The organism is Roseiarcus sp., assembly GCF_052145395.1.
Taxonomy (GTDB): domain Bacteria; phylum Pseudomonadota; class Alphaproteobacteria; order Rhizobiales; family Beijerinckiaceae; genus Roseiarcus.
The window spans coordinates 1-7024 of sequence record NZ_JBKQOT010000393.1 but is presented as its reverse complement, the minus strand read 5'-3'; the positions used below and the strand labels follow the sequence as shown (position 1 = coordinate 7024).

Here is a 7024-nt window from a genome sequence, read left to right as displayed (position 1 = left end):
TACGGCGTCCGGCTCGGCGATTTGGTGAAGTGGCTCGCCGAGCAGGCTGAAGCCCTCGGAGTCGAGATCTTTCCGGGATTCCCCGCCTCCGAAATCCTGTACGCCGACGACGGCTCGGTGCGTGGCGTCGCGACCGGAAACATGGGGATCGGCAAGGGCGGCGAGCCGAAGGATTCCTTCCAGCTCGGCATGGAGCTGACCGGCCGCTACACCGTCTTCGCCGAAGGCGCGCGCGGCCAGCTCGGGCGGCAATTGCTCGAGCGCTTCAAGCTGACCGAAGGCAAGGACCCGCAGGGCTACGCGATCGGCGTCAAGGAGCTTTGGGAGGTCCCCGAGGAGGATGCAAAGCCCGGCCGCGTCGTCCACACGGCCGGCTGGCCGATGGAGCCGAACACCTTCGGCGGCGGGTTTCTGTATCACCTCGAGGGAAATCTGGTCACGCTCGGCTTCGTCATCGGACTGGACTACGCCAATCCCTGGCTCAGCCCGTTCGAGGAAATGCAGCGCTGGAAGACCCATCCGGCCATCCGTGCGCATATCGAAGGCGGCAAGAGGCTCGGCTACGGCGCGCGGGCGATCAACAACGGCTCCCCGCAGGCCCTGCCCAAGCTCGTCTTTCCCGGCGGGGCGCTGGTCGGCTGCGACGCCGGTTTCATGAACGCGGCGCGCATCAAGGGCAGCCACGCGGCGATCAAGAGCGGCATGCTGTGCGCCGTAGCGCTTGCGAAGGCCCTCGCCGACGGCCGCGGCGGCGACGAACTCACTGCCTATCCCGAACTGTTCGAAAAGAGCTGGCTCTATGAAGAACTGCGGCAGACCCGCAACTTCAAGTTGTGGTTCAAGAAGGGGCGGACGGTCGGCGAACTGATGACGGGGATCGAGCACTGGCTGATGCCCAAGCTCGGGATCTCCACGCCGCCGTGGACGCTGCACTCCACCAAGCCGGACTACGCCTATCTCAAGCCGGCGGCCGAATGCCCGCAAATCGAGTACCCGAAGCCCGACGGCAAGGTAAGCTTTGACCGGCTCTCGTCCGTGTTCGTCGGGAACGTCAATCACGAGGAGGATCAGCCTCCGCATCTGACGCTCAAGGATCCGACTGTTCCCGTCGCCGTCAACTTCGCCCGCTATGCGGGGCCGGAGCAGCGCTACTGTCCGGCCGGCGTCTACGAGTTCGTGAAGGACGATAAGGGCGCCGAACGCCTGGTGATCAACGCGCAGAACTGCGTCCACTGCAAGACCTGCGACATCAAGGATCCGACGCAGAATATCGTCTGGGTCGCGCCGGAGGGCGGCGGGGGGCCGAACTATTCGGGCATGTGAGCCTCGGATCCGCGAACAGGAGTTCCCCATGGCTTCCCATTCGACACGCCCGTCCTTCCAGTGGGCGGACCCCCTTTTTCTCGAAGCCCAGCTCGCCGCCGACGAGCGCGCTGTGCGCGACGCCGCTGAGGCGTTCGCCCAGGAGCAGTTGCTGCCGAAGGCGCAAGAGGCGTTCCGTCACGAGAAGACGGACCCGGGCGTCTTCCGCAGCATGGGCGAACTCGGCCTGCTGGGCGCGACGATTCCGGAGGCCTACGGCGGCGCCGGCCTCAATTATGTCTGCTACGGCCTGATCGCGCGCGAAGTCGAACGGGTCGACTCCGGCTACCGCTCGATGATGAGCGTCCAGTCGTCGCTGGTGATGGTCCCGATTTTCGAGTTCGGAAACGAGGCGACGAAACAGAAATATCTGCCGAAGCTCGCCACCGGCGAATGGATCGGCTGCTTCGGCCTGACCGAGCCCAATTTCGGATCGGACCCGGGCGGCATGGTCACCCGGGCGCGAACAGTGCAGGGCGGCTATCGCCTGTCGGGCGCGAAGACGTGGATCACCAACAGCCCGATCGCCGACGTCTTCGTGGTCTGGGCGAAGGACGACGAAGGCGACATCCTCGGCTTCGTCCTGGAGAAGGGTTCGAACGGTCTGAGCGCGCCGGCGATCCACGGCAAGGTCGGCCTGCGCACGTCGCTGACCGGCGAGATCGTGCTCGACGACGTCTTCTGCCCGGAGGAGAACGCGTTCCCCGAGGTGCGCGGCCTCAAGGGGCCGTTCACTTGCCTCAACAGCGCCCGCTACGGCATCGCCTGGGGCGCGATGGGCGCAGCGGAGGACTGCTTTTCGCGCGCGCGCCAGTACGTACTCGACCGCAAGCAGTTCGGCCGCCCGCTGGCGGCCAACCAGCTAATCCAGAAGAAGCTCGCCGACATGCTGACCGAGATCGCGCTTGGGCTGCAGGGCTGCCTGCGGCTCGGACGACTGAAGGACGAAGGCGCGGCGCCGGTGGAGCTCACCTCGATCCTGAAGCGCAACAATTGCGGCAAGGCGCTCGACATCGCCCGCGCCGCCCGCGACATGCTGGGCGGCAACGGCATCAGCGACGAGTTCGGCGTGGCGCGCCATCTCGTCAACCTCGAGGTCGTCAATACCTACGAGGGCACGCACGACATCCACGCCCTCATCCTGGGCCGCGCGATCACCGGCATCCCGGCGTTCGCCTGAGTCCCAAGGCTGTTCGCAGCATTCCCGACTGGCGGCGGGGCGTCCGGCGCCGTATCCTTATCCATCGAAGGCGCGGTTCGAGCGCGCAGCAAGGCTTGGGGTCCCGACATGATCATTCACCGCGGGTTGGCGTTCGGCGCGCTCGTTCTGGCGTGCTGCGGCTCCGCCGGCGCCGCAGAGATCGACGCTCGCATGACCGGCGCCTGGGCGACGTCGAAGGCCGATTGCGACAGGCTGTTCGTCCGGAGCGGCGGAGGGTTTACCTATCGCCAGCCGGTCGACCAGTTCGCCCAGGCCGCGATCATCACGCCGGGAACGGTTGTCCTGCCCAACCAGACCTGTCGCGTCACCGGCGCCACGCACGACCAGGGACTGACCAAGCTCGACTTCGACTGCAGGGACACGATCAGCTACACGTCCCAGTCCGTCGAGATCGAGATCAAATCCGGCACGGAGATGATCTATCGGCCGAACGGCGACAAGACGCTCGACACCGCGCTGATCAAATGCGGCGTATGACGCGCCTCGGGCTTCGGCGAGCCCTCATGCCTGGGGGAAGCGCATTGTGACGTGGATCGTCGTCCCCTCGCGCCGCGTCGAGGTGACAAGCCCGCTATGTTCGAACACGGCGAGCATGGAGGCGTTGTCGGCGAGAACCTCGGCCACGAGTTCCTTGATCCCGGCCTCTCGGGCGATCGCTGCGATATGATGCATCAGCACGGCGCCGAGGCCGTGGTGCTGGTAATCGTCGACGACCGAGAAGGCGACCTCGGCGTTGCCCGGTTCGGTGACGACGAACCGGGAACCGCCGACAATCCTGGGCTGGCCGTTCGACTTGGCGACCGCGATCAGGACGACGTGGTTGACGAAATCGACGTCGAAGAAGAAGTGCTGCTCCTTCTCGGAGAAGGAGCGTTTTACTGCAAAAAAACGATGATATAGGGTGTCCGCGCTCGCGTGCTGGACCTCCGCGAGAATGGCCTCCCGGTCCTCCGGCTTTTGCGCGCGGATCTCGACCGTGGTCCCGTCGTGAAGCGTCTCGATGACGTGGAATTTCTCGGGTTCGAACATGTCAGGCGCCCCCTTACCCGGCCCCGGCTTATTCGCTGCGACGCCCATATTGTCGCAGAGACGGGCGTCAATCGCCAGTGCGCCGCGGGGCCGACTTTGGTATGCGGCAATATGCGCGCTCGGACCGGCGTCCGATCCGCGTTTCCGGCGCATGGGTTCGCATCGGGGCCGAGAGCTTGACGGGCGCCGCATCTTCGCTCCGCCGCTTGGCCCGGCCTTTGCTCTCGCCTCAAATCCCGCCGGTCTTCCGTCCTTTACAACATTGTTGCGCTTGCCTAGTAAAGCGCCGAAGACAAACGATTGAGGCGGCGCTGGGGGCCCTCGGCTTGACCGACGGCTGCGCTGAAGGCGTTTTGCGCAGGAGACCCATCATGAAACATGTCCGACGAGCCGCGACGGTCGTCGCCCTGATGGGCGCCGTCGCTCTGCCGCTCTCTCTCGGCGGCGGCCCAGGAGGCGGGCTCTCGCCGATGGCCTCGGCGCAGGCGCAGGGCCTCATCAAGAACCTGATCGCGCGTCTGCGCGGTGAAACGCTTCCGGCCGGCATCGTCAAGTCCAACGGCCGCATCGAGGCGACGCAGGTCGACGTGTCGTCGAAATATGCCGGCCGCCTCGCCGAAGTCACGGTCGAGGAGGGATCGAACGTCGCGCAGGGCCAGGTCATCGCCAGGATTTCCTCGCCGGAATACGAGGCGCAGCTTCGCGCGGCCCAGGCGAGCGTGCAGAGCGCCAAGGACGCCCTTGCCTCCGCCGAGGCGGAGATCACGTCGCGCCAAAGCGCGCTCGAATTCGCCAAGTCCGACTTCGAGCGCGGCCAGGAGCTGATGAAGACCGGCTTCATCACCAAGCAGGTCTTCGAGCAGCGCAAGCGCAACTACGACTCATCGGTCGCGGCGGTGGCGAGCTTCACGTCGCAGAGAGATCAGGCCCAGTCCAAGATCAAGAACTCGGAAGCGGAGGTCGAACGGATCGAATCGATCATCCACGATCTGACGCTCGTCTCGCCGCGCAACGGCCGCGTGCAGTATCAGCTCGCGCGGGCGGGCGAGGTGGTGGCGGCCGGCGCCCCGATCGTCACGATCCTGGACCTCACCGACGTGTACATGACGATCTTCCTGCCGGCGGCCGACGCGGGGCGGGTCACGATCGGCGACGAGGCGCGCATCGTCCTCGATCCGATCCCCGACCGCATCATTCCGGCCAACGTCAGCTTCGTGGCGGCGGACGCGCAGTTCACGCCCAAGACGGTCGAGACCAAAGACGAGCGCGCCAAGCTCATGTTTCGCCTCAAGCTGAAGATCGATCCCGACGTGCTCCAGGCGTTCTACACGCGGGTGAAGACCGGCATTCGTGGCATGGGCTTCGTCCGCACCAAGGCCGACGTCGCCTGGCCAGCCGACCTGCAAGTCAACGTTCAGGCGCCGCCGAAGGCGACCGACAACGCCGCGCCGGCGGCTTCGGCGCCGCCGGCCGCTGCGGCCGCGCCCCAGGCTCCGGACAGCCAGACGCCCGCCGCCAAATGACCGGCGAGCCCATCGCACGGGTCAAGGCCGTATCGCACCAGTACCGGGCGACGGTCGCGCTCGACGGCGTCTCGATCGACGTTCCGTCGCGGATCATGGTCGGCGTGATCGGCCCGGACGGCGTCGGCAAGTCGACGCTGCTCGGGCTCATCGCCGGCGTGAAGATCATCCAGACCGGCGAGGTCGCCGTCTTCGACAAGAACGTCGGCGATCCCCGAAACCTGGCGGAAATTCGCGGCCGCATCGCCTATATGCCGCAGGGCCTCGGCCGCAATCTCTATCCCACGCTCAGCGTGTTCGAGAACATCGACTTCTTCGGCCGACTGTTCGGCCAGGGCGCGGAGGAGCGCGGGGCGCGCATCACCGAGCTTCTGACCGCGACCGGCATGGAGAAGTTCGAGGCGCGCCCGGCGGGCAAGCTCTCCGGCGGCATGAAGCAGAAGCTGAGCCTCTGCTGCGCGCTGATCAACGATCCGGACCTCCTCATCCTCGACGAACCGACCACCGGCGTCGATCCGCTGTCGCGCGGCCAGTTCTGGGACCTGATCAACACCATCCGCGCCCGCCGCCCGCAGATGAGCGTCATCGTCGCCACCGCCTACATGGACGAGGCCGAGCGGTTCGACTGGCTCATGGCGATGGACGACGGCAAGATCATCGCCACGGGCAGCCTCAAGGAGCTTTTGGACAAGACCGGCGAGCCGAACCTCGACGAGGCCTTCATTGCGATGATGCCCGAGGCCAAGCGCGCCCTGCACCAAAAGGTCGTCGTGCGCCCGCGCGTGGCCTCGCCGGACGAGACTCCGGCAATCCAGGCGGAGGGGTTGACCCGCAAATTCGGCGACTTTGTCGCCGTCGACCACGTCAGCTTCAAGATCCCGCCCGGCGAGATCTTCGGCTTCCTCGGCTCGAACGGCTGCGGCAAGTCGACGACGATGAAGATGCTGGTCGGCTTTTTGCCGGCGAGCAGCGGCACATGCCAGCTGTTCGGCCAGCCGATGGGCTCGGACGACATGCAGGCCCGGCGCAACGTCGGCTACATGACGCAGGCCTTCTCGCTCTATGGCGAGCTGACGGTCGGCCAGAACCTCGAGCTGCATGCCGAGCTCTATCACCTGCCCAAGGAAAAGATCGGCCCCCGGATCGCGGATCTGCTCGAGCGGTACGACCTGAAGGCCTACGTCGACGCCCGCCCGGACCGGTTGCCGCTTGGAATCAAGCAGCGCCTTCAGCTCGCGGTCGCCGTGCTGCACGAGCCTTCGATTCTCATCCTCGACGAGCCGACTTCCGGCGTCGACCCGATTGCGCGCGACGCCTTCTGGCGCACCCTGATCGACCTGTCGCGCGACGAGGGCGTGACGATCTTCGTCACCACCCACTTCATGAACGAGGCGGACCGCTGCGACCGCATCTCGCTCATGCATGCTGGCCGGGTGCTGGCGGTCGGAGCGCCCCAGGACCTCGTCAAGGAGCGCGGCAGCGCCTCGCTAGAGGAATGCTTCGTCGGCTATCTCGCGGAGGCCGCCGGCATCGACATGGCGAAGAAGGCGGAGCCGCCGCCGCAGGCCGCCGTGGAGGCCGAGGCCGCGCTGGCCCCGCCGAAGCCCTTCAGTCTCGGGCGCCTGTGGGCTTACGCCCGTCGCGAGACGGTCGAGCTTCTGCGCGATCCGATTCGCCTCGCCTTCGCGGTCGTCGGACCGATCATCCTGATGCTGGCCTTCGGGTACGGCATTTCGTTCGATATCGAGAACCTCGCCATGGCGGCGTTCGACCAGGATCAGACGCCCCAGAGTCGCGAGCTCCTTCAAGGGTTCGAGGGCTCGCGCTACTTCTCGGTGCAGCCTCCGATCACCTCCGATGAGGAAGCGCAGAGGCGCTTGAGGAGCGG

6 protein-coding genes are annotated in these 7024 nt (G+C 66.3%); 5 read left to right on the top strand and 1 reads right to left on the bottom strand.

Annotation, left to right across the window (positions count from 1 at the left end; translation table 11 throughout):
• From ACLP25_RS13190 to ACLP25_RS13180, 3 genes are all read left to right on the top strand, one after another.
• Positions 1-1323 (top strand): electron transfer flavoprotein-ubiquinone oxidoreductase (locus ACLP25_RS13190; RefSeq protein ID WP_442469646.1); only part of this gene is annotated, 1323 nt, incomplete at its 5' end.
• 28 nt (positions 1324-1351) lie between these two features.
• The gene (locus ACLP25_RS13185; protein ID WP_442469645.1) at positions 1352-2542 is read left to right on the top strand and encodes an acyl-CoA dehydrogenase; all 1191 of its coding nucleotides are present in this window, start codon (positions 1352-1354) and stop codon (positions 2540-2542) included.
• A 108-nt stretch (positions 2543-2650) separates the two neighbouring features.
• Positions 2651-3061: a hypothetical protein gene (locus ACLP25_RS13180; protein ID WP_442469644.1), complete on the top strand. Its 411-nt coding sequence runs from the start codon at positions 2651-2653 to the stop codon at positions 3059-3061.
• Between the two features lie 24 nt (positions 3062-3085).
• Here the strand turns inward: ACLP25_RS13180 and ACLP25_RS13175 are convergent, their stop codons facing one another.
• Positions 3086-3613, bottom strand: a complete 528-nt coding sequence (locus ACLP25_RS13175; RefSeq protein ID WP_442469643.1) for a GNAT family N-acetyltransferase — start codon at positions 3611-3613, stop codon at positions 3086-3088.
• 371 nt (positions 3614-3984) lie between these two features.
• On the opposite strand from ACLP25_RS13175, the gene ACLP25_RS13170 reads away from it, so the two are divergent.
• Positions 3985-5136, top strand: a complete 1152-nt coding sequence (locus tag ACLP25_RS13170; protein ID WP_442469642.1) for an HlyD family secretion protein — start codon at positions 3985-3987, stop codon at positions 5134-5136.
• On the top strand, positions 5133-7024 hold a 1892-nt coding region (locus ACLP25_RS13165; RefSeq protein ID WP_442469641.1), incomplete at its 3' end, for an ATP-binding cassette domain-containing protein. The genes ACLP25_RS13170 and ACLP25_RS13165, both read left to right, overlap by 4 nt.